At 72.5% G+C, this 20,983-nt stretch carries 9 protein-coding genes and 1 rRNA gene; 6 read left to right on the top strand and 4 right to left on the bottom strand.

The features are described 5' to 3' along the window. The first annotated feature begins 99 nt into the window (after positions 1–99). Positions 100–215 (top strand): 5S ribosomal RNA (rrf, locus tag ACW9J6_RS00005). Between the two features lie 313 nt (positions 216–528). On the opposite strand, the gene ACW9J6_RS00010 is transcribed toward rrf, so the two are convergent. From ACW9J6_RS00010 to ACW9J6_RS00020, 3 genes are all read right to left on the bottom strand, one after another. Continuing rightward, positions 529–7,161: an Ig-like domain-containing protein gene (locus tag ACW9J6_RS00010; RefSeq protein ID WP_457114364.1), complete on the bottom strand. Its 6,633-nt coding sequence runs from the start codon at positions 7,159–7,161 to the stop codon at positions 529–531. Between the two features lie 394 nt (positions 7,162–7,555). Next, entirely contained in the window at positions 7,556–8,257 is a 702-nt protein-coding gene (locus tag ACW9J6_RS00015) for a GntR family transcriptional regulator (protein WP_457114365.1), read from the bottom strand. Positions 8,258–8,337: 80 nt separating this feature from the next. Next, entirely contained in the window at positions 8,338–11,277 is a 2,940-nt protein-coding gene (locus ACW9J6_RS00020) for an FAD-binding and (Fe-S)-binding domain-containing protein (protein ID WP_457114366.1), read from the bottom strand. 504 nt (positions 11,278–11,781) lie between these two features. Between ACW9J6_RS00020 and ACW9J6_RS00025 the strand changes: the two genes are divergently transcribed. Next, positions 11,782–12,444 carry a hypothetical protein gene (locus ACW9J6_RS00025; RefSeq protein ID WP_457114367.1) on the top strand — a complete coding sequence of 221 codons (663 nt, stop codon included), beginning with the start codon at positions 11,782–11,784 and terminating at the stop codon, positions 12,442–12,444. On the opposite strand, the gene ACW9J6_RS00030 is transcribed toward ACW9J6_RS00025, so the two are convergent. Next, positions 12,415–13,032: a Hint domain-containing protein gene (locus tag ACW9J6_RS00030; protein ID WP_457114368.1), complete on the bottom strand. Its 618-nt coding sequence runs from the start codon at positions 13,030–13,032 to the stop codon at positions 12,415–12,417. The two genes, ACW9J6_RS00025 and ACW9J6_RS00030, sit on opposite strands and share 30 nt — an antisense overlap. Before the next feature lie 2,790 nt (positions 13,033–15,822). On the opposite strand from ACW9J6_RS00030, the gene ACW9J6_RS00035 reads away from it, so the two are divergent. From ACW9J6_RS00035 to ACW9J6_RS00050, 4 genes are all read left to right on the top strand, one after another. Next, a complete protein-coding gene (locus tag ACW9J6_RS00035) occupies positions 15,823–16,386 on the top strand; it encodes a phage tail protein (protein WP_457114369.1) in 564 nt (187 codons plus the stop codon). 13 nt (positions 16,387–16,399) lie between these two features. Further along, on the top strand, positions 16,400–17,476 hold the full coding sequence (locus ACW9J6_RS00040) for a GNAT family N-acetyltransferase (RefSeq protein ID WP_457114370.1): 1,077 nt from the start codon (positions 16,400–16,402) through the stop codon (positions 17,474–17,476). Continuing rightward, positions 17,473–18,684, top strand: a complete 1,212-nt coding sequence (locus tag ACW9J6_RS00045; protein WP_457114371.1) for a sulfotransferase family protein — start codon at positions 17,473–17,475, stop codon at positions 18,682–18,684. The genes ACW9J6_RS00040 and ACW9J6_RS00045 overlap by 4 nt, the downstream gene beginning before the upstream one ends. A 234-nt stretch (positions 18,685–18,918) precedes the next feature. Next, positions 18,919–20,925 (top strand): DUF6625 family protein, encoded by a 2,007-nt coding sequence (locus ACW9J6_RS00050; RefSeq protein WP_457114372.1) that lies wholly within the window; start codon positions 18,919–18,921, stop codon positions 20,923–20,925. Positions 20,926–20,983: the final 58 nt, after the last annotated feature.

Genomic DNA, 20,983 nt, shown 5'->3' on the forward strand with positions numbered 1-20,983 from the left:
GCTTGATCGTCTCTCATGATCCGTGTCCGGGCAGTCCGGAGCGGCACGCACCAAGACCAGACAACGCCGAACGCACAACCCAACCCTGATCTTGGCCGGTCTGGTGGTCGATGCGGAGGAAGCTCCACCCGATCCCATCTCGAACTCGGCCGTGAAAGCCTCCAGCGCCCATGGTACTGTGTCCTAAGGCACGGGAGAGTCGGTCACCGCCAGACCTGCCAAGATCAGGTCAGCGAGCCCCAAGCGCTCGCCACGCAGTCCCTCGTCACGTGTCCGGCGACCCGCGCGCGATCGCTGCTCGGCTTCGTCGATCATTCCAGCGCTCAAGCGCGCCGTCCACATGCGAAAGCCCTCCGATGACCACAGCTCGTGCCGTGGTCGCCGGAGGGCTTTTCATCTTTCGGGGATCGGCCGTCACCCATCGCCTGGGGCGTCCATCCGCGACGGCGGACCAGGATTCTCGGCCTGCGCGGCGGATCTCGGCCGCGCAGGCGTGGGGCCGAGCCGCGTGCGGGCGGCAGGGACCGATCACGCGAAGCGGATGTCGCTCGGGTGCAGGCTCCCGGCCTGGACGCCCTGCAGGGTGATCGTGTGGTCCTCGTCCTTGGCGATCACCAGGTCGGCACCGACCTGGGTCCAGTTCGCGCGGACCGCGGCGTCATCCGCGAAGAGGCCGCGGTCGAACTGCAGCGCGTCCTGCCCCGGGCGGAAATCCGTAATGAGCGCTTGGCCGAAATCGGGCTTGAACACGAAGGTGTCCGGCCCCTGGCCGCCGGTCAGCGTGTCGTGCCCGGTGCCGGCGATCAGCACGTCCGGACTGCTGCCGCCGGTCAGGCGGTCATCGCCATTGCCCGCGTCGAGGACCGACGGGAAGGCCAGGCCCAGGCTCCGCGGCAGGAAGGGAAGCGCCGCCGCCGACAGGACGTCGTTCCCATCGGTGCCGCCCACATAGGTCTGGTAGGACGCGACCGTCGTGGCGGTCAGCCGGCTCTCCGCCTGGTGCCCCTGCCCATCGCTCACCGTGTAGGTGAAGCTGTCGAAGGGTACGAGGTCCGGCCGCCGGAACACCGCCAGGGTCCCCGGCAGGGTCGAGGCGTAGCTGTAGCTGCCGTCCGAGCGGAGCGTCAGCGTGCCGTAGGTGCCGGCCAGCGTCGCGCTCCCGCCCGGCGTGATGCTCACGCTCCGCCCGTTGATGCCGATTCCGGACACCGAGAGGCGCGCGCCCGGCGCCACCGCCGCATCGTTGGCGAGGACACCGTGCGCCGCATCCGTCCGGACGCTGCCGAACAGTGAGACATGGGTCACGTCCGCGCGAAGCTTCGGCGTCAGGTCCGGCGCCACGGTCAGGAGCGTGCCGCCGGTGCCGTCCGAGGCGACGTGGAACGCCTTGTCGGTATAATCACCCTGGAGCGTCAGCCGCGCGAGGGTGTGCGTGGCGCCGTCATGGACGGTCAGGATGCCGGTCCGGCGATTGAGCGTGGCCCGCGCCGCCGCGCCGATCCCTTCGAGGTCGAGTTGGTCGTCGACGCCGAACCCGGCGATGGTCCCGTCGAAGCGCCGGTCCGCGAGCGTCCCGGCCCCGAGGCGCAGGGTCTGGGCGCCCTCCGCCAAATTCACCGCGACGCCCTCGCTGTCGAGTGTCCAGTCGCCACTGAGCAGGTTCACCGCCTCGACATGGCTGAGCCCGCCGATCTCGCCCCGGCCGGGACCCGACAGGTTGAGCGTGTCGAAGCCGTCACCGCCATCGATCGTCCCGGCGATGAAGGAGCCCGTCACGGCGTCGAGCGTGTCATTCCCGTCGCCGAGGATCAGGTCGCCCTCGATCGTGCCGCGGTTGATGACGTGATCGTCGCCGGCCCCGGTCTCGACCCGGCCGGCGATGGTGCCGGCATTGATCAGCGTGTCATTGCCGTCGCCGAGGCTGAGACCGCCCGCGATCGCGCCGAGATTCGTCACGACGTCGTCGCCCGAATCGAGCGCGATGCCGCCGGTGACGGTGCCGGAGGCGGTGTTGGTGAGCGTGGAACCGCCCGTGCCGGCGACCGCGATCGCCCCGCGGCCGGCATCGTCGGGATCGGTGGCCGAGCCGGTGATGACACCGGAATTGCTGATGACGAGGCCCTGGACATTCCGGATGTCGATGAGGAGCGCGTCCTTGCCCGCGCCGCTGATGGTGCCGGAATTGGTGAGGATGACGGGGGCGGCACCGGTATCGGCCACCGTGATCAGCGTCGTCGCGGTGGCCCGTGTGATCGTGCCGGCATTGTCGAGGGAGAACGACCCGCCGGAGCCGAGATCGCCCGAGATCGCGACCACACCGAGACGGGTCTCCTTCCGGTTCGTCAGGCTCAGCGAGCCGGTGCCGCGCGATGCGCCGTAGGGACCGGCATTGGTGAAGGCCGGCTTCTCGATCCAGTTCCAGGGGCTGTCGACGCCGATCGTGCCGGCATTCTCGACGACCGCGCCCGTGGCCGCGCCCGTCCAGACCAGGGCCGGATCGGAGGAGGCGGTGACCGCGCCGCCCGCCTCGACGACGATCCGCTGCGCGCCGGAGACCGCCAGACCGCCGGCGATGGCGGCGCCCGACCGCACGTCGATATCGGCGAAGCCCGCGCCGCGAGCGGCGAGCCCCCACGTGCCGCCCGCCACCGCGAGATGCTCGACACGGGCGACCGGGCTCGACAGCGTCGCCGCACCGGGTCCCGTCAGGATGAGCGTGTCGTCGCCCGCTCCCCCGTCGATCGCCCCCGTGACGGTGCCGGTCGTCGTCAGGGTCAGCGTGTCATTGCCGGCGCCGAGATCGATCGTGCCGGTGATGGTGCCGGCATTCGTCAGCGTGTCATCGCCGTCGCCGAGGCCGACATCACCCGTGATCGTCCCGGCATTGATCAGCGTGTCGGCGCCCGCTCCCCCGTCGATCGCGCCGGTCACGGTCGCGCCGGCCTCCAGCGTCGCCGTGTCGGCACCGTCGCCGAGCGTGACGGCGCCGGTGAGGGACGACCCGGCCTTCGCGGTGAAGACGTCGTCCCCTCCCCCGAGGGCCACGCTGCCGCGGATCGTCCCGGCATTGGTGAGCGTGTCGGAATAGAGGTCGGTGATGACGATCGCCTCGCCGTTCTTCCCCTCGATCAGGCCCTCGTTGGTGATCGCGGTGGCCTGCGGCGCGTTGCCGAGGTTGCTGTCGTCCACCGTGATGGCGCGCTGCACGCTGCGGATGACGCCGCCCGCGCGGTTGCGGATGGTGCCGCCGCCGACCGTGACCGCCTCGGACAGGCCGCCGCTCCAGGTCCCCAGCGCCTCGATCAGCCCGGAATTGTCGAGCGTCACGCCGCCATCGACGTCGATCCCGTCGCCGTCCGACGTCCCGCCGGCCGTCCCGGTGATCGTCCCCGCATTGGTGAGGATCGCGGTGCTGTCCGGGGCGGTGTCGAGGTTGAGGCCGGAGCCGAGCTGACCGGTGATGCTGGCCCCGGCCTCGTTGACGAGGGTGATCGGCAATTTGCCGGTGATGCCGTGGCGCGCACCCGTGAGGGTGCCGCCCGTCAGGTTGTGCACGGTGCCGTAGCCCGTGTCCTGGAAGTCGATCCCGTCATTGCCGGTGCTGCCCGCCGCGGCGGCGCCCGTGATGGTCCCGGCATTCTCCACGGTCGCGTTGGCGCCCGGCCGGATCGCATCCGCGTCGGTCGCCGCGATCACGCCTCCCGCCCGGTTGACGATCCGGGTCGCGGCGCTCGCCGAGACGATGTTGGCGAAGTCGAGCGCCTGGCCGTTCGCGTCGCCGGTGCCGGTGGAGCGGATGCTGCCGGCATTGTCCACGCTCACCACGCCGTTCGGCAGATCGGCGTTGATGCGGACGGCGTCGCCCGGCGAGGTGATGCTCGCGCCCGCCCGGTTGAGGAGCGTGAAGTGGTTGCCGCCGCTCGGCGTCTTGTCGGTGTCGATGGCCCGGCCGCGCGTCGCCGTGATCGCCCCGGCATTGTCCAGCGTCGCGTTGGCGCCCGTCGTGGCCGGCTTCAGGTTCCACAGCACCGCCGGCCCCTTGGCGACCGTCAGCTTGCCGTCCGTCGGCAGCGCGAAGCTCGCCTGCCCGCTCACCGTGACCTGCGCGGTGAGCCACGGCGCGATGCTGAAGCGGGCGATCAGCGGGTCGTGGTCGCTGGTCTGGTCGGAGAACTCGGAATTGATGTGCACCGGCTGGAATGCGGCGCCCGCCGCGAGCGCGTCCGTGGCCAGCATGTGGTCGAGGGTCTCGGCATTGCCCTCGTAGACGTAGTCGAAGCGCTGGTCGGCCGGCAGCGTGTCCTGCAGGTCGTTGAGCACCTGCGTGCCCCCCGCCGCGTAATCGGCCGTCGCCGCCTTCGGATCGGTGCCCGGCACGCGGTAGTTCGACACGCTGGCGACGCCCCTCAGCACGCTGAGCGGCTGCTCGAACCCGAATTCGTTGAGGTCGCCCGCGACCAGGACCTTGGCGTCGGCATGGGCGGCGAGGAGGCCGTCCACGTAGGTGTTCACCGCCTGGGCCTGCGCGGCGCGCTGGACCTCCCCGGCGTCGAAGGGCGGCTGGGCGTCGCCGTAGGCGGCGGCGCTGCCGCCCTTCGACGCGAAGTGGTTGTTCACCACCGTCACGTCCTGCCCGTTGAACCGGAAGGTGGCCGAGAGCGGCGGACGCGAGCCGTAGAAGGGGTTGTTGCGGTCCTGCTGCTGCGACGTGTCGGGGCCGGATGTGATCGCCCGCCCGTCGGCACCGATCGTGGCGAGCGAGCCCGGGACCAGGGCGACCCGGTCGGTCCGGTACAGGAAGGCGGTGCGGATGTTGCCGCCGGGCTCGCCCCCATTGGTGTCGTTCCCGATGAAGGGATTGTCGACGAAGGCGTAACCCGGGCCGCCGCCCGCCTTCACCGCGTCGACGATCATCTGCAGCGTCCGGTCGGCCGCCGTCACCCCGTCGTCGGTCGGCCCGGAATTGTCCTGCACTTCCTGTAGGGCGATCACGTCGGGCGCGTTGAGCTTGGTCAGGATCTCGTCCGCGATGGTGGCGAAGCGCGCCGCCCCATCGCCCGGATCGAGGTTCTCGGCGTTGTAGCTCGCCACCAGCAGGTGGGTGGCGTCGGCGGTCAGGGTCGCGGCCTGCTTGGTGAGCGGGCTCGCCTGGGTCACGTCCGGCGCCGCCTTGGCCAGCACCTCGTAGTCGCCGAAGCTGTAGCCGACCACGCCCGTCACGCTCGCCAGCCGCGCGCCGGTATTGACCTTGGGCAGGGTCACGCCGAGACCGGGATCGATCTGGATGCGCTCGGGATTGAGGTCGCCGCCCTGCGTGTCGGTGAAGCCGAAGCTCGGCGTGCCGCCGCGGATCAGGAGGTCGCCGCGGGCATTGAGGCCCGTCGCGTCGGCGCCGCCGCTCGCCACCGTGAAGATCTCGCCGTAGTGATTGGTCGGGCCGACCACGAGGGGCGCGTCGACCGTGACCAGCATCCCCTCCAGGCTCTCGTAGACCGCGTTGGCCGCCGCGATGTCGGAATTCGGGATGACGATCCCGCCTCTGCCGATCAGGACCGCCTGCGGCAGCGCGTGGGTGCCGGTCACCGTGATCGCCAGGGGTTTGCCGGAGCTGCCGGTGATCTCGGTCGTGGTGAGCGCGCCCGGCGCGGCGTTGTTCGGGCGGTATTCCTTCACGGTGCCGGTCACGGTCACGAGGTCGCCCTCGTGGACCTTCGGCGCCGCGCCCGTGAAGACGAAGATGCCGTCCGAGGTGGCCGCGTCGCCGTCGCCGTCCACGTCCTGGATGTAGAAGCCCTTGGTCGATCCGAGGCTCAAGGCCGTCACGACGCCCCGGGTCGTGACCGTCTGGTTGGCGAGCGGCGAGGTCGCCCCACGGCCCTGGATGTCGTAGATATGCGTGTAGGAATCGTCGTCCTGGATGGTTCCGGTCGCGCTCGCGGTGGCGAGGGTGGCGCCGTTCGTCGGCGACGAGAGGGTGACGGCGAAGCCCTCGTCGGGCTCGGGCCTCGTGTCGCCCGCCACCGACACCGTGATGGTCTTCTGCGTCTCGCCCGCCGCGAAGGTGACGTCCCCGCTCGGCAGTGTGCTCCCGGCGAAGTCCGCCGCATCCGCCGGGCTCGCGCCCTTGCCCGTCACCGCGTAGTGCACGCTGGTCACGCCGCTGATGTCGCCCCCGCGGGTGACCGTGAAGGTGAAGGCCGTGGTGCCGGCATCGCCCTCCGCCTTGACCGCGTCGGCCGCGGCGATCGAGAGGCTGGCCGCGGCGGCGGCGGCGGTGGTGAAGTCGAGGGCGCCGCTCGCCAGGCCCGCATAGGCGTTGCCGGCGAGGTCGGTGACGGCGCCCGCCGGGATCGTCAGGTGGTAGGTCGCGCCCGCGCGCAGGCCGGTCGAGGGCGCGATCGTCAGCGTGCTGCCGCTGAAGCGCAGCTGCGGGTCGTCGGTCGCGAGGGTGCGCGTGTCGCCGGCGCCGTCCGTGAGGGTGATCGACCCGGAGCCCGCCTTCACGGCCTCGCTGAAGGTGAGCACGATCGCGCCGTCGGCGGCGGTCCCCGTCGCGTCGTCCGCCGGGCTGGTCGCGACCAGCGTCGGGGGCGTCGTATCGGCGGCGGCGGACGAGACCGTGAAGGCCGTCTTGTAGGCGACCGGGGTGTCGTCGTCCTGCGTCCAGTTCCTGCCGTCAGCGATCGCCGCCAGCAGCTCGGCCTTCGTGCCGCTCGTCGGTCCCGTATAGGCGCCGTTGTCGAGCGGGAAGGCGAGTGCGGTCTTGCCGAAGGTCAGGCCCGGGGGCACCGCCGAGGTGTTGGAATTCGTCGCGTCGCCCGCGAAGGTCGATTTGCCGTCCGCGAAGTTGATCGCGAACAGGAAGGTGCTCGTGCCCTGATACGCGATGATCTGGTCGCCGCTGGTCGAGGGGTTGAGGTTACCGGTCAGGTTCGTGAAGGTGACCACCGTGCCGGCCGTGGCGCCGCCATTGGGAGCAGTCCAGGTCTTGACGCCCTCTCCGGTGCGGAACGTGCCGTCCTTCTTCACGCCGTTGTCGGTGAAGTTGATCGCCGTGCCGGCTTCGACGTCGCGCAGCAGCACGAAGGCGAAGGACTTGCCGCCGGTATCGGCGCTGTAGCCGATGATGGCGAGATCCCCGGCGGAGAGCGTCGTGGCCATGGAACGGTCCTCGTGTGGGCGGACGCGCGCATCCGGCCCCGCGCCAGCGAGGCACGGCGGAACGGAAGAGAGTCCGGGGAATGGCGAACGAAAGCGGCGCGCAATTCCCAGTCGGGTCGAGCGCGTGATTGATCACTTTCCGTAGGGAAAGTAATTGTTTCTTAACGTTGCCGGTGGCGTAGCAACAGTCTGTGACAGATCGTTGACACGCCGCGCGCCGGCCTTTGCAATGAGCCGGCGAAAAACGTCCTGGGCTTGACGATCGGCCATACGCCGTGAGCGGGCGGGGCGGTCGCGGATTGCGATCGTCCGGGGGCGCCGCGGCGGGGAATACGATGGGACATCCGGAGCCGGTGCGGGGCAGCCCGGCGCCGAGCGGGCCTGCGGCGCGGGCTTACGGTGCGAGCGAGTCGGAGGGGGCTTCGCCCGCCTCGCTGCCATAGGCCGCCGCGATCACCGCCTTCTTGCCGCGGATGTGCAGGCGCATCACCGCTGCCAGGCTCTCGCCGTCGCGGGCGCGCAGATGCGCGAGCATCTGCTCGTGCTCGTCGACGGCGCGGCGCCACTGCTCGGGGGTCTTGTGCGCCGCGTAGCGCGCCCGCTGGATGCGGCCGGAGAGGCTCGCATACATGGCGCCCAGCGTCGCGTTGCGGCTCGCCGCCATGATCGCCTCGTGGATGCGGCGGTTGAGCGCGAAGTAGCCCGGGTCGTCCCCGCGCCGCCACGCCTCCAGCATCCGCGCGTGGTCGGCCGCGATGGCCTCGACCTCGGCCGGCGTGATGTGGCGGCAGGCGAGTTCGCTCGCCAGCGCCTCCAGCGCCGCCACCACCTCCAGGATCTCCTCGATCTCCGCCGTCGAGATGCTGGCGACCCGCGCCCCGCGATTGGGCAGGAGTTCCAGCAATCCCTCGGTCGCCAGGATCTTGATCGCCTCGCGCAGAGGGGTGCGCGAGATGCCGAAGCGCTCCGTGAGCAGCATCTCGTTGAGGCGCGCCCGCGGCTCCAGCTCGCCCGAGAGGATCAGCGCGCGCAGGCGCTCGGCCACCTCGTCGTGGAGGTAGCGGCGGCTGATCCCCGTCTCGAGCGACCCCGTCACGTCGTCACGCCCGCTCCGCGCCCGCGTCCGCCCTTCGACCCTGCCGCGGCGGACTGGTGCCCGCGCCGTCGGAGAATGGTCTAGGGGAGCGCGGTCCCTCTGTCGAGATTCGCGCGCGCCCGCGGCGTGAGCGCGCCGTGGAGAAGGCGAGCGACGTGGATCGCCTCCCGGTCCAGCCCGTCGCGGATCTGGTGGCGGCAGCTCGTGCCGTCCGCCACCACGAGGTCGCCGGGGGCCGCCCCGCGCAGGGCCGGGAACAGCGACAGCTCCGCCATCGCCACCGAGGCATCGTAGGTGGCCGCCCCGTAGCCGAAGGCCCCCGCCATGCCGCAGCAGCTCGACTCGATCACGCGCAGGGCGAGGCCCGGCACGTGGCGCAGGACGCTCTCGACCGCCCCCATCGCCCCGAAGGCCTTCTGGTGGCAATGGCCGTGGAGATGCGCCACCCGGCCGCCCTGGTCGGCGAGCGGCAGGGCGATGCGGCCGGCCGCGAGGTCCTGCGCCAGAACCTCCTCGAACAGCAGGCTCGCCTCCGCGAGCGCGGCGGTCTCCGGGCCCGGAATGAGCGCCGCGAACTCGTCGCGGAGGGTGAGCAGGCAGGAGGGTTCGAGCCCCACCACCCGGGCGCCCGCCCGGACGAAGGGCAGGAGCGCGTCGAGCGTGCGGCGCGCCTCCGCGCGGGCCCGGGCGACGTCGCCGACGGCCAGGTAGGTGCGCCCGCAGCAGAGCGGCCGGGCCCCGCGCAGCGCCACCACCCGGTGCAGACGGTAGCCCGCCGCCCGCAGCACCGCCTCGGCCGCCTCCAGAGTCTCCCGCTCGAAGGCGCGGTTGAAGGTATCGGCGAACAGCACCACGTCCCGGAACCCGCCCGCGAGGTCGGCGGGATGGGCCACCTCCCCGGTCTCCGCGAAGGGCCGGCCCCAGCGCGGCAGCGAGCGGCGCGCCGAGAGCCCGAGGAGCCGCTCGCTCAAGGCGGCAAGGGCCGGCACCCGGTCGCGCAGGTTGAGGAGCGGCGCGACGAGCGCCGCCGCGCCCGCGTAACGCGGCAGGTGTGCCACCAGCCGCTCGCGCAGCGGCAGCCCGTGCCGCGCGTGGTAGTGGTGGAGCACCTCGATCTTCATCCGCGCCATGTCGACGCCCGTCGGGCATTCGCGCCGGCAGCCCTTGCAGGAGACGCACAGATCGAGGCCGCGCTTCGTCTCCGGCGCCGTGAGCGCGTCGGGCCCGAGCCGGCCCGAGAGGGCGAGTCGCAGGGTGTTGGCGCGCCCGCGCGTCAGGTGCTCCTCCGCGCGGGTCACCCGGTAGGACGGGCACATCACGCCACCCGCGAGCGCCCGGCAGGTGCCGTTGTTGTTGCACATCTCCACGGCGCCGCCGAGCCCGCCCCAGGCCGACCAGTCGAGGGCGGGCGCGGGCGCCTCGACCCGGTACCCTTCGGGGAAGCGCATCAGGGAGCGGTCGTCCATGCGCAGGGGCCGGACGATCTTGCCGGGATTCAGGCGATTCTCCGGGTCGAAGGCGTCCTTCACCGTCTCGAAGGCGCGGGCGAGCCGCGCCCCGAACAGGGGCGCGATGAATTCCGAGCGCGAGATGCCGTCCCCGTGCTCGCCCGAGTAGGAGCCGCGGAAGCGGGCCACCAGCGCGGCGGTCTCCTCCGCGATCGCCCGCATGGCGGCGACGCCCGCCTCCTGCTTGAGGTTGAGGATCGGCCGCACGTGCAGGCAGCCCACCGAGGCGTGCGCGTACCACGTGCCCCTTGTGCCGTGGCGGGCGAAGACGGCCGTGACCGCATCCGTGTAATCCGCGAGGTGCTCCAGGGGCACCGCGCAATCCTCGATGAAGGAGACCGGCTTCGCGTCGCCGCGCATCGACATCATGATGTTCAGGCAGGCCTCGCGCATGCCCCAGACGGTGCGCTGGCGGGCGGGCTCCGTGACCGGCACCACGGCGCCCGGGAAGCCGCGATCCGCCATGCAGGCGTCGAGGCGGGCAAGGTCTCGGTCGAGGTCGGCCCGGGATTCTCCCGCGAACTCCACGAGGAGCAGGCAGTCGGGCCTGCCGCGGGTGATGTCCGCGAGGGTCGCGCGGAACAGCGGAATGTCGGCGCCGAGCACCAGCACGTTGTTGTCGACGAGTTCCACCGCCACCGGGCCGAGATCCACCAGGGCGGCGACACTCTCCATGGCGGCGCGGAAGGACGGGAAATGGCACACGCCCATCACCCGGTGGGCGGGCAGCCGGGCCAGCCGGAGCGTCACGGCAGTGGTGGCCGCGAGCGTCCCCTCCGAGCCGACCAGCATGTGGGCGAGGTTCGGCCGCGCCCCGAGCAGGGCGTCGAGGTTGTAGCCACCGACCCGCCGCTGAACCTTCGGGAACCGCGCCTCGATTTCCCCGCGCTCCGCGGCGGCGAGGCGCAGCATCCGCGCCGCCAGCGCCTCCGCGCCCGGCGCGCCCTCGGCGGAGAGCGAGAAGGCGGTGCCGTCCGCGAGGAGCCCGTCGAGGCCGAGGACGTTGTCGACCATCTTGCCGTAGCGCAGGGAGCGGGCGCCGCAGGAATTGTTGCCGGCCATCCCGCCGATCGTGCAGCGGCTCGCCGTCGAGGGCTCGACGGGGAAGAACCAGCCGTCGGCCTTGAGCCGCGCGTTGAGGCGCTCCAGCACCGTGCCGGGCTCGACCGTCACCGTGCCGGCCTGCGGGTCGTAGGCGAGCACCCGGTCGAGGTGGCGCGAGCAATCGACCACGATCCCGTCGCCGATCGGCTGGCCGTTCTGCGAGGTGCCGCCGCCGCGCAGGATCACCGGGAGGTCGTGCTCGGCCGCCACCGCCAAGGTCGCGGCGATGTCGTCCGCGCTCCGGGGCAGCACGACGCCGCGCGGCATGATCTGGTAGATCGAGGCGTCGGTGGCGTAGCGGCCGCGATCATGGGCGCCGAGCAGCACCTCGCCCGCCACGGCCCCGCGCAGGCGCCGCCCGAGATCGGACGCGACCGCGGCGGCGCCCCGCTCCAGAGATCCGTGCATCGCTCCTCCCTCCCGGCGACGCGAGGGCCGGCTCTGTCATGAGCGGATACATAATTCAAAATTCAGTCGGCGCCAAAGCCGGGGCCGGCGGGCGCGGCCAGGGAGGATGTTCGCCGGCACCCGGTGCTGGCTTCGAGGTCCGGTGCCGCGACCCGGCGGCGGCCTCCGCCGCGCTCATCGCCGCGCGGCAGCCGGATGACCACGCGGACGACGCGCCGCGGGGGGAGCCCGGCCCGCCGCACCCTGTCCTTCGGCAACGGGCCTGGGCCCCGGCGGACCGGATGTTTCGGATCGGGCAACCGGGCGATGTCCACGACCCGATGGTCACCGGCACGCGGGCGCGCGTCGACCTCGGGTTCAGGTTCGCGGCGTGCCGCACCGGCCCGGCGGCGCCGGCAGTGGCGTGAGCTGCGGGCGCCGCATCCCGCCCGTTGAACCGGCTTCCCGATCCGCGTAGCCCTGGGGCACCGGCCTCCGCGCCGGGGCCGATCCACCGCACCACCGATGCCGCTCACCTTCCGGCCGCGCCGGCTCGTTCCCGACCTCGACCGCGAGACCGAGCTCGTGCGCGGCTCAGGCCTCCTCGACCTCAACTACTACCTGATGGAGGGCCAGGACGTGCTGCGGGCGGGCGTCGACCCGGTCGCGCATTTCTGCCGGTTCGGCTGGCGCGAGGGGCGGCGGCCCAACCTCTGCTTCGATCCCGGCTGGTACCGCGCCCGCTACCTCGCCGATGCGCCCGAGGCTAATCCCCTCGCCCATTATGCCGGCGGCGGCGAGGCCGCGGGCTGCCGGCCGATCGCCTACTTCAATCCGGCCTGGTACCGCCGCACCTACGGCGTGCCCAACGACCAGCTCTGCCTCGCGCACTACCTCGCGCATCGCCGCTCGCAGGCCGTGGCGCCCAACGGATTGTTCGACATCCCCTTCTACCTCGCTCGGCACGGGCGCGAGATCGGTCCGAACCGAGACCCGTTCGGCCACCTGCTGCGGCTCGGGGCCACCCGCGACCTCGATCCTTGCCGGGTGTTCGATTCGGCCGCCTATCGCGCCACGCAAATGGGCGCGGCCGAGGCCGCGCCCACCGATCTCACCGGGCACGAGCGGCGGGTGCCGCTCGTCCACTTCCTCGATGGCCTACTCGGCCCCGCCGGCCGCCATCCCTAGCGCCTCGGCCTCCCGCGCGGGCTCCTGCTCGGCGGCGCGTGCGGCGATCCTCGCGCGGGCCGCCGCCACCACCGGGCCGCCGATCGCCACCGGCAGACAGGCCGCCTCGTAGGTCAGCGGCAGGAACACCGGGTGGAGCCGCATCACCGGACCGCCGCCCTCGAAATCCGCCCGCTGTCCGCCGTCCAGGAAGCTCTCGCAGGGCAGTCCCTCGGCCAGCACCACCGCGTGCAGGTCGAGTTCGAGGTGGAAGTACTCGATCTCCCCCCGCGGGCACACGGTCACCGCCGCCCCGTCCACCAGCGAGCCCGCCGGAATCAGGTGGCCGTCGAAGGCGACGCCGTGGCCGGGCGAGAGCAGCAGGTCGCGCACCGGAAGGCCCGGCGCCACCGCGCCGGCCCGGATCCGCACCGGCCAGACGAGGTCGGGGCGCGGATGCGCGCGCAGGTCGAGCCGGCGCCGACCGATCCAGATGATGGGCCGCGCCTCGCCCTCGGCCGTGAGCACGCGGTCGCCGACCGCGAGGTCCTCGATGCAGCGCTCGCCCGTCGGCGTGAGCAGGCGGGTGCCGCGGGTGAAGCACTCCACCGCGCCCGTCGCCCCGGTGGCGCCGGTCGCCCCCTGCGGGCCGGTGGCGCCGGTCGCGCCGCCGACGCCCGTCGCGCCGGCAACACCGGACGCCCCCGCGGTGCCTGTCGCGCCTGCGGAGCCGGCCGCCCCGGTCGCACCGAGGCCCGACGCGCCTGTCGCCCCCGCGACACCGGTCGCCCCGGTGGCCCCGACGCCCGTCGCGCCGGCTGGACCCGTCGCGCCGGCGACACCGGACGCCCCCGCAGTGCCTGTCGCGCCCGCGGAGCCGGTCGCACCGAGGCCCGTCGCGCCCGTGGCCCCCGCGACACCGGTCGCCCCGGTGGCCCCGACGCCCGTCGCGCCGGCTGGACCCGTCGCGCCGGCAACACCGGACGCCCCTGCGGTGCCCGTTGCGCCCGCGGAGCCGGTCGCACCGAGGCCCGTCGCACCGGCAGGACCCGTTGCGCCGGCAACACCGGACGCTCCCGCGGTGCCCGTTGCGCCCGCGGAGCCGGTCGCACCGAGGCCCGTTGCGCCCGTGGCCCCCGCGACACCGGTCGCTCCGGTGGCGCCGACGCCCGTCGCGCCGGCTGGACCCGTCGCTCCCGCGGTGCCCGTGGGGCCGGTCGCGCCGGCCGCTCCGGTCGCACCGAGACCCGTCGCGCCCGTCGCTCCATCGACACCGGTCGCCCCGGTGGCACCCACGCCCGCCGCGCCGGCTGGACCCGTCGCTCCCGCAACGCCCGTTGCCCCTGCGACACCGGTCGCCCCGGTGGCGCCGACGCCCGTCGCGCCGCCAGGACCCGTTGCTCCCGCTACGCCCGTCGCCCCCGCTGCGCCCGTCGCGCCCCCGGGGCCGGTCGCGCCGGCCACTCCGGTCGCACCCAGGCCCGTTGCGCCCGTCGCCCCCGCGACACCGGTCGCCCCGGTGGCGCCGACGCCCGTCGCGCCGGCAGGACCCGTTGCTCCCGCTACGCCCGTCACCCCAACCGCGCCCGTCGCGCCCGCGGGGCCGGTCGCGCCGGCCACTCCGGTCGCACCGAGGCCCGTCGCGCCCGTCGCCCCCGCGACACCGGTCGCCCCGGTGGCGCCGACACCCGTCGCGCCGGCAGGACCCGTCGCTCCCGCAACGCCCGTCGCCCCAACGGCGCCCGTGGAGCCGGCGGGGCCGGTCGCGCCCGTGCCCGTCGCGCCGGCTGGTCCCGTGGCGCCAGCCACACCCGTCGCGCCCCCGGCGCCGGTCGCCCCGCCGACACCCGTCGCGCCGGCCGGTCCCGTGGCGCCGGCCACACCCGTCGCGCCCCCGGCACCCGTCGCCCCGCCGGCGCCCGTCGCACCGGCCGGTCCCGTGGCACCGGCCAAGCCCGTCGCCCCCGCGGGCCCAGTGGCCCCGGTCGCGCCTGTCACGCCCGCGGCCCCGGTGGAGCCCGTAGCCCCGACGGCTCCTGTCGCACCCGTTCCCGTGGCGCCCACCGGTCCCGTGGCACCGACCGCGCCCGTGGATCCCTGGGGGCCTGTCGCTCCGCCGACGCCCGTGGCGCCCACCGACCCTGTGGCGCCCGTCGCCCCCACGCCCGTGGAGCCGGTCGCCCCCGTCGCGCCTGCGACGCCCGTGGCGCCCGTCGCGCCCAATCCAGTGGCCCCCGTCGCGCCGATCGCACCGGTCGCACCGGTCGCACCCGCAGCGCCCGTCGCGCCCAGGCCTGTGGCGCCCGTCGCACCGACGGAGCCGGTCGGACCCGTCGCACCCGTCGCACCGGCACTTGCCGTAACGTTCACGTTGGTGAAAGTATAGGTGTAATCGGTGATCGGGGATCCGGTCGTATTGCTGTCCGACACGGTGCCCGGAGTACTACCGTTCGTACTCGTGTACTGTGTTCCGTCCGAAGTCACCAGAACCGGGCTCAGTCCGGTCGGGGCCGCAACCGCAGCCACGATGTAGAGCTCGAAGGTCGTCGAACCGACCGGAACCGAACCTGAGAGGGAGAACGATTGCGGGTTCGTCACGGTCCCCGACGGAGGCAGGACCGCGCCCTGGTTGTACGCCACCAAGTTCGACCCCGTTGCCGGGAACGTGCCGGTGAAAAGTTCAAACCTTGTCGATCCGTTGGCAAAGAGATTTGAAGATACCCCGTTGAGGAATACCTGCCCGTAATTCGCCATGGCCGCACTTTACTCCCTGGATTGCGCACAACGATGAGGCCGCTTCAGCCGATGCAGCCATGAGACGGCGCGCCACCGCGGCGCCAACCGCAAGTCACGTCCGTTCAGCCGAACCCCTGTCGATCAGTGGAAAGCCCCTCTCGCCTCAGATGGCGGTCTGTTCGTGCAGCGAAGCGCGGCCCGCTCCGAGATTTCGACTCCCTCGCGGTGGCCGATATCTGGTGGCTTACCCCGCCTTCTCCCCTGCATCAGTCTTGCCTTGTCCGACACTCGCAGATATTCAAAGTTAGAGATACGATGGCGGCCCCAACTGGTGGAAAAAAGCAGGCGAGATGCGAAAAAATCACACTCGACGACCTGTCCATGGAGATATTTTTCCGCTGTATTTCTTACTAAAAACATTAGATAGCAATCATGTAGCAAAGATTTTTCGACATTTTTCTCTTCATATCCGTCTTAGGGCTTCACGTTTCTTGTGATGAACGCCTTCATAGCGTGCCATGAAACTCTATTCTACCCGCAGATATCCTGTTTACTCCCGCAAAATTTCTGTTATCTGATCAAAAGCGCGCCCACGACAGACACTTCGGGGTCTGTTGCCACTTCACTCGTGGATCGCACCCTATTGACTGGAGGAAATCGGCAATGACGACACCTTACATTGGACAGATCATGCTGTTCGCCGGCACCTTCGCGCCGAAAGGATGGGCGTTCTGCCAGGGACAGATCCTGCCGATTGCCCAGAACCAGGCCCTGTTCGCGATCCTGGGAACAACTTACGGAGGAAACGGGACGACGACCTTCGCACTGCCCGACTTGCGCGGCCGGGTTCCGCTGGGCACCGGGCAGGCGCCCGGCTCGGGCACGAATTATCAGCCGGGGCAGACGGTCGGCTCCGAGTCGACCACCCTCACGGTGGCGCAGATCCCGTCCCACGCCCATTCGGTCGCCGTGACGATGGACGCGACGCCCGGGTCGACCTCTGCGCCGGCCGCCAACACCGGCAACATCGCGCAGGTCGTGCTTGCGGCCGGCAGGCCGCCGACGCTCGCCCCGTCCTTCACGACCGGGACCCCGGCGGCCCCGGTGGCGCTCAACCCGACCACCAGCGGGGTCCAGGGGGGGAGCCAGCCGCACAGCAACCTGCAGCCGTCGATGGCCATGAATTACATCATCGCCCTGCAGGGCGTCTTCCCGAGCCGGAACTGATGGCGGCCCGGTGATGGCGCACCCGGCCACGGCGGCGGACGATCCCGTCCGCCGCCCCGAGCGACCCGGGGACGGGCCGTTCCTGCGCGCGGTCTTCGCCGCCTCGCAGGGCCGCCCCCTCGCCGGGTTGCCCGCCGACCTGCGCGACCTCCTGCTCGCTCAGTGCTGTGCGGGCCAGGCCGCCACCTACCGGGCGCGGCACCCCGCGGCGCGGTTCGACGTGGTCGAGGCGGCCGGCGTGCCGGTCGGCCGCATCGTCACGGAGCGGGGCGCCGACGCCCTGACGATCCTCGACCTCGCGCTCCTGCCGGACTGGCGCGGGCGCGGGTTCGGAACCCGCCTCCTGCGCGACGCGATGGCGGAGGCCGCCGCGTGCGGCCTCCCCGTGCGCCTGACCGTGGCGGCCGACAATGGCCGGGCGCGCCGCCTTTACGCGCGCCTCGGCTTCCGGGAGGTCGCGGCCGGCGACCTCACCCTCGACCTCGCCTGGGACCCCGCCCCCGTGAGCCCGATCCCCGACCGCCTGCGGCTGCCGCTCCGCTTCGACGCCGAGGCCCTGGCGGCCGAGTGCGACGGGCTGGGGCGCGCGCCCTGGATCCGCCACTTCGTCACCGGGAACTACGCGGGCGACTGGGACGTGATCCCCCTGCGCGCGCCGGCCGACGCCACCCATCCGGTGCGGATGATCCACGCCGATCCGGCCTGCCGGGATTTTCGCGACACGCCCTTCCTCGACGCCTGCCCGGCGATTCGCGCGGCGCTCGCCGCCCTCCCCTGCCCCCTCGACGCGGTGCGCCTGATGCGGCTCTCGGCCGGCTCGGTGATCCGCGAGCACCGCGACCCCGACCTCGCCTTCGAGGACGGCGCCGTGCGCCTCCACGTGCCGCTGCGCACCCATGCGGGCGTCGACTTCCGCCTCAACGGCACCCGCGTGACCATGGCGGCGGGAACCTGCTGGTACCTGCGCCTGTCCGACCCCCACAGCGTGCGCAACGACGGGCCGGGCGAGCGCATCCACCTCGTGATCGACGCCCGGGTCGATCCCTGGCTCGCCGCCCTGTTCGCGCGGGCCCGGGAGGCGGCGGCGTGACACCCGCTCCCGGATTCGCGGATTTCGTGCGCCGCGTCGGCGGCGACCCGGCGCTCGCCGCCGCCCTGCGGACCATCGATGAGCGCGACGCCCTGACGGCGGCGGCGGTCGCGGCGGCCGGCCGCCTGGGCTTCGCCGTCACGGAGCGCGACGTCGCGGCCGCCATGGCCGGCAACCGGCACGGCTGGCTCATGCAGACCGCGCCGCTGCCCGCGCCGGGCGAGCCGGGGCCGGTCGAGAACCCCGACCCCGCCGCCCTCGCCGGATGGACGCCGTTCCGCACCGGCTGGGCCGACGGCACCCTCACCCTCGACTGGTGCCACCTCGGCGACCGCCGCCCCACCGCCCCGTTCTTCTTCGAGACCATCGCCCGGGAGATCGGGCACCCGTTCAACGCCGCCTTCCAGCAGCGCAGCCGCGCCGACGGGCTCGCCGCCCGCGCTCCCGGCCTGCCGCCCGCCGGCTTCATCTTCCACATGGCCCGCTGCGGCTCGACCCTCTGCGCCCAGATGCTGGCCGCCGACCCGACCTCCCTGGTCCTCTCCGAGCCCGGGCCCCTGCGCGGCGTGCTGGAGGCCGGGTGGATCCCGGCCCTCGACCCGGCGCGGGTCGACGCGTGGCTGTCCGGCACCTTGTCCGCCCTGGCGCAGCCGCGCTTTCCCGGGGAGGCGCGGGCCATCGTCAAGTTCATGGCCGCGGACGTCCTCGACCTGCCCCGCCTGCAGCGGGTGTTTCCGGCGGTGCCCTGGATCTTCCTCTACCGGGAGCCGCTGGAAGTCGTCGCCTCGCAGGTCCGCCAGGCGGGGGCCGACACGCTCCCGGGCCGGATCGACCCGGCGCGGCTCGGGATCGATCCGGCCGACCTCTTCACCCTCGAACCGTCGATCTACCAGCTGAAGGTGATCGCGGCGCTCGGGCGGGCGGCGCTCGACGACCTCGACCGGGCGCCGGGCCGCGGTCTGGTCCTGCGCTACGACGACCTGCCGGAGGCGCTGTTCACGCGGGTGCTGCCGCATTTCGGGCTGGAGCCGGACGCGGCCACCCGCGCCGCGATGCGGGCGGCGGCGGGGCGGGACGCCAAGGCGCCCGGGACCGCGTTCCGGCCGGACGGGGAGGCCAAGCGGCGGGCGATGGCGGACTGGCGCGAGGCCGCCGCGGCGATCGCCGGGCCGGTCGTCGCGGCCCTCGACGCGGCGCGGGCGCGTTGACAATCCGGGAGACGATCGTCCACACCTCACCTTGAGGTGTGCGTGTCGTCGTGGTCCTCCCGGCAGTCGGGAGGCGCCGCTCGACAGATCATCCGCCGTCACGACCGCGATCGCCCGGAACTTCCCGGGCGCGACATCGGGCCGTCCCGGGGACGGTGCCTCTCCTCATCTCTGCCGGGCGTCGCGGCCGGCGGCCCGGCCGCGCGGCGGGAACCGGTTCAGGAACGGGACGCGATGCCGAGCACCCTCCACATCATCGGTGTTCCTCACACGGTGGCGGACCGCGACCACCTCGTCTGCGCCTTCACGGCCAAGATCCTGCTGTTTCCCGAGATCATCCAGCCCTTCGGCTGGTACGTGGTCGAGTACAGCAACGAGGGCTCGCAGAGCCGCGCCCACGAGCACGTGGTCATGCTCGGCCGCGAGCGGATGCGGCAGCTCAGCCGGCGGCACTCGCGGGAGGATCCCCACCAGCTCGACGTCGACAACCCGCCCCTCAACGAGGCATTCCAGGCGGCGCTGATCCGGGAGCTCAAGGCCCGGACCCGGCCGGGCGACATCGTCTGCCACGTCTGGGGGCCGAACGTCCCGGCCGCCGAGGCGGTGCCGCATTGCCACCACGTGGAGCTGGCGGTGGGCTACGACGCCTCGCCGGGCCTGTCCTTCCGCATCTACGAGAGCAGCGCGTGGATGCACTACCACTACGCCAAGGCCGGGCACGGCGACGGCCACAATTACAAATGGGTCGTGCCGGCCTTCTTCGACGAGGATCTGTGGACGCCCGGGACCGAGACCGGGGACGCCGTCCTGTTTCACGGCCGCGTGACGCCGCGCAAGGGCATCGACACCGTGATGGAGGTCGCCCGGCGGATGCCCGACGTGCCGGTGCACGTCTACGGCCCGGGCGACCCGTCGCCCTGGCTGGAGCGCAAGCCCGAGAACCTGCACTTCAAGGGCATCCTGTTCGGGGACGAGCGGATCCGCGTGGTCCAGCGCGCCCGCTGCGTGCTGACGCCGACCACCTACATCGAGCCCTTCGGCTGCTCCGGGGCGGAGGCGCAGCTCTGCGGCGTGCCGCAGATCGCCACCGCCTTCGGCGCCTTCCAGGAGACCGTGATCGACGGAGTCACCGGCTACCGCTGCCACACGCTGGCCGATTGGGTGGAGGCGATCCGCGCCAGCGGCGACCTCGACCGGGCGCGCATCGCCGCGCTGGCGCGGGAGCGTTACGGCAAGGCCGCGGTGGGCCGGCAGTTCGACTGGGTGCTGCGCCAGCTCGCCGACCTCTCGGGGGACGGCTGGTACGGCACGCGCTCGCGCAAGTTCGAGGCGCTGGCCCGCGACCGCCGCCCCCCCGCGCGCCGGCCGCGGATCTTCCTCTACGTGCCGTATTTCGGGTCGCTGCCGAACTACTTCCCGCTCTATCTGCGCAGCCTGGCGCGGAACGCCGACGTGCTGACGGTCGTCCTGTTCACCGACATCGACCTCGGCGACTACGACCTGCCCGACAACCTCGTCTGCATCCCGATGACCCTCGATGCGCTGCGCGGGCGGCTCGCCGCCTTCCTGGCGCAGGAGCTCGGCACCGCGGTCGCGCCGGAGGCGCTGCTGCGCACGCCCTACAAGATCGTCGACGTCAAGGTCTTGTTGCCGGAACTGTTCCGGGCGCTCGGCGCGCGGCTCGGGGCGACGGAGGAGGATTACGTCGGCTGGGGGGACATCGACCTGATCTACGGCCGCTTCGCGGATTTCCTGCCCCTGGAGCCGGATCGCGACGTCATCGGGGGCTTCCACGGCCACCTCACGGCGTTCCGCAACCGGCCGGCGCTGCGCCGGATCTACCGGGAGGTGCCGGACCTCGTCGCGCTGATCCTATCGCCGGAGGTCCACATCACCGACGAGATCGCCTTCCGGCAGCCCTTCCTCGACTTCGTCGCGGCCCACGCGCTGACGATGTTCTACATCAACCGGTATTTCTGCGACGTGGTGCCGGCCTGCTTCGTGCGGCTGTTCCGGCCGAACGAGCGCGACGTGGAGGCGAGCTTCTTCGACACCTACCATCCCGACCGCGACATCCGCGAGGTGGTCTGCGGTGAGGACGGCCGGCTCACGGTGATCGAGACGGGCGGCCACGCGCGCCAGGCGATCTACTGCCACCTGCAGAAGCGCAGCATGGCGCTGCGGGTGCGCGAGGGCGCGGCGCGCTACGTCATCCGGCGGGACGGGTTCGACGAGGCGTGACGCGCCGTCCGCTTGATCGGAGCGGAAGGCGCGTCAGCAAACCCGTGCGGCGGAACGA

It is taken from the genome of Methylobacterium sp. JK268, assembly GCF_054052225.1.

Coding starts and splice junctions, on each gene's coding strand:
- ACW9J6_RS00010 (WP_457114364.1), bottom strand. CDS start 7,161: ATGGCCACGACGCTCTCCGCCGGGGATCTCGCCATCATCGGCTACAGC.
- ACW9J6_RS00020 (WP_457114366.1), bottom strand. CDS start 11,277: ATGCACGGATCTCTGGAGCGGGGCGCCGCCGCGGTCGCGTCCGATCTC.
- ACW9J6_RS00025 (WP_457114367.1), top strand. CDS start 11,782: ATGCCGCTCACCTTCCGGCCGCGCCGGCTCGTTCCCGACCTCGACCGC.
- ACW9J6_RS00035 (WP_457114369.1), top strand. CDS start 15,823: ATGACGACACCTTACATTGGACAGATCATGCTGTTCGCCGGCACCTTC.
- ACW9J6_RS00040 (WP_457114370.1), top strand. CDS start 16,400: ATGGCGCACCCGGCCACGGCGGCGGACGATCCCGTCCGCCGCCCCGAG.
- ACW9J6_RS00050 (WP_457114372.1), top strand. CDS start 18,919: ATGCCGAGCACCCTCCACATCATCGGTGTTCCTCACACGGTGGCGGAC.